The organism is Lactiplantibacillus herbarum (genome assembly GCF_001039045.1).
GTDB classification, from domain to species: domain Bacteria; phylum Bacillota; class Bacilli; order Lactobacillales; family Lactobacillaceae; genus Lactiplantibacillus; species Lactiplantibacillus herbarum.
In genome coordinates this window covers 1-2,909 of record NZ_LFEE01000026.1, presented here as the reverse complement: position 1 = coordinate 2,909, position 2,909 = coordinate 1, and the positions used below count along the sequence as shown (strand labels likewise).

Here is a 2,909-nt window from a genome sequence, read left to right as displayed (position 1 = left end):
CAGTCGCTGAACGCCTGGTGTCGCACTCTTGTTTTTTAAGTACGTAGTAGAATGAAAGAGTAGGTGTGAAAACACAATGGCTTTACTAGAAGTAACGGATTTATCGCAAAGCTTTGCGGACCGTAAATTATATGACGATGCTAATTTCACACTAGAAAGAGCCGACCACATGGGAATCGTTGGCCAAAATGGGGCGGGGAAGAGTACCCTGATCAAGATTTTGACTGGTCAGATCCTACCCTTGAGTGGTCAGATCAAGTGGCAACATAATATCCGGACTGGTTATTTAGACCAATACGCAGATATTCCAGCTGGAATGACCTTGTATTCCTTCTTGCGGACCGCTTTTCAGTGGCTATATGATGTGGATGCTCAGATGCAACAAGCCTATACCGATTACGCTGAAAACATGGATGACAAGTTATTAGAAAAAGCTGGTCGTTTTCAGGAAACCTTGGAAGCCAATAATTTTTATGATATTGAGACCGAAATGGAACGGGTCATTACCGGGCTTGGGTTAGATTCAATCGGTCGTGAGCACGTCATCAGTGAAATGTCTGGGGGCCAACGTTCTAAGATTATCTTGGCCAAGTTATTGCTTGAAAATCCAGACGTCATTATTTTGGATGAACCAACTAACTATTTGGATACGGCCCACATTACTTGGTTGGAAGATTATCTGAACGGTTTCGCAGGGGCTGCCATGGTGATCTCCCATGATTATGACTTCCTACAGCGCGTTACGAACTGTATCTGTGATGTGGCGTTCGGTAAAATTATCAAGTATCGTGGCGACTTTAAGTCGGCGATGCGTCAAAAAGAAGCGCGTAAAGAAGCTCAGTTGAAGGCGTTTGAAAAGCAGCAAGTCGTCATCGACAAGGCTGAAAAGTTCATTCGCAAGAATAAGGCTGGTTCTAAGTCAACGATGGCTAAGTCACGGGAGAAGATGCTGTCGCATTTGGACCGGGTCGATCCACCGAGTGAGAATGAACATGCTAAGTTTGCGTTCCCATATCTGGATACTGGTTCGCAGAATGCACTGAGTGTGACCAAGTTGTCAGTTGGCTATGGTAAACCATTGCTGGAACCAGTGACATTCTCAATGACCAATGGCGAGAAGTTTGCGTTCAAAGGATTCAATGGGGTCGGTAAGTCGACTTTGATCAAATCAATCCTTGGCGTGATTCCATCATTGGCTGGTAAGTCGAATTTTTCACCTTCGGCTAAGATCAATTATTTCACGCAAGATTTGGAGTGGGATAACCAAGAGTTGACCCCATTACAGACCATTCAAGAAAAGTACCCAACGATGTTACCTAAGACAATTCGGACGAAACTCGCTAAGTGTGGGATCAATGCGGCTAACGCAATGAAACCAATGCACCTGTTGAGTGGGGGCGAACAGACGAAGGTCAAGTTGGCCTTGTTGGAATTGATTCCATGTAACTTCTTGATCATGGATGAACCAACTAATCACTTGGATGATGAGACTAAGGAAGGCTTGAAGCGAGCTTTACAGGCCTTCCAGGGTAACTTGATTCTGGTCAGCCATGAGAGTAGTTTCGTGGACGGCTGGGTCGATAAAGAGCTCAACGTTGAAAAGTTGAGTTTGAAAGAACACTAAGTTAAGTAGAAATTACTGATTAGTGATCCATGTTTGATAATAATAGTTGTAACTAAAAACACCTCAGAATTTCAAAATTCTGAGGTGTTTTTGACTTATATTCAAATCTTTTAGCGTGGCAGCAATTTACTCTCAACCGTAATGCGATCACGGCCACCTTGTTTTGACTGATAGAGATAATCATCTACCCGAACAAACCATTCGGTAAAAGAATCATCGCTAGTCTTTAGGGCGGATACCCCAATCGAAACAGTTACCGTAAGTGTTTGATCATTAAAGATAACTGGCGATTGACGTAAATCATCCTGTAATGCTTTTAACAGTTGTCCAGCAGAAGTAGCGGTCGTACCGCGGAAAATGAAGATGAACTCTTCGCCGCCGTAGCGGAATAGCTGACCATGAGTACTGCGCCGTTTTAATTCTAGCTCGAAGAAATGGGCCACGTGCCGCAAAACGGCGTCGCCAGCCAAGTGTCCGTATTGGTCATTGAAATGTTTAAAGTGATCAATATCGAGCATCGCCATTGTAATTGGTCCCGTATGACGTTCTTGATAGGCCTTGAAGATCTGTTGCGTGGTTGCATCGAAACTAGCTCGATTACGGACGCCAGTCAATTCATCGTAGTTGACTTGCTGATCAAAGGTGAGTGCTTCAGTAAAGAATTTTTGAATGCGCTGAACCGCCAGACGGACGAGCCACATATAAGCGACGAAGATAAGTACGACGTTTATCGTATAAATTAAATTAAAGCGGTGGACAGACCAAATGACGCCCCACCAAGTACCAGCGTAAAGAACCTGTAACGATAAATACTGCCATTGAGAATTGACGATCTGTTTGTAATTGCGGGCAATATAAATGACAATAACCCCAAGAATAATCGTCATCGTAATGAACACTGGCAGATGATGAGGTCCTTGACCCATCCAGATGGATTGTCCGTAGATAAAGATAGGCATTAAGATGTTGATGACTTCAACTGCCAAGTTACGCATCGTATTTAAACTGAAGAGAAGGATCGTCAATTGGGCAGTTGCGTAGGCCCAACTGATGACATCACCAGAGTTGAGGACGGTAAAAATCTGTCGTAATAGTACCATACTGATCAGTACACTAGCTGCCTCTAAAAGATGAGCAAAAAAAGTAAAACGAGGTTGTTGGTAGTTACGAATACGTTGTTCTAGTGTGTAAGTTAGTAGTGTCATTAGAGTGATGAAGCCAATTGTAATTAGAACAACAATTAGCATTTTAATATGGCAGATTGTAAAATTTAAGTTGAACATTT

2 protein-coding genes are annotated in these 2,909 nt (G+C 43.0%); one reads left to right on the top strand and one right to left on the bottom strand.

Annotation, left to right across the window (positions count from 1 at the left end; all coding sequences use genetic code 11):
- The first annotated feature begins 76 nt into the window (after positions 1-76).
- Complete coding sequence (locus ACG95_RS09245; RefSeq protein ID WP_048000244.1) at positions 77-1,624, top strand: ABC-F family ATP-binding cassette domain-containing protein; 1,548 nt, start codon at positions 77-79, stop codon at positions 1,622-1,624.
- A gap of 110 nt (positions 1,625-1,734) precedes the next feature.
- On the opposite strand, the gene ACG95_RS09240 is transcribed toward ACG95_RS09245, so the two are convergent.
- Entirely contained in the window at positions 1,735-2,907 is a 1,173-nt protein-coding gene (locus ACG95_RS09240; RefSeq protein WP_048000243.1) for a GGDEF domain-containing protein, read from the bottom strand.
- Positions 2,908-2,909 lie beyond the last annotated feature (2 nt).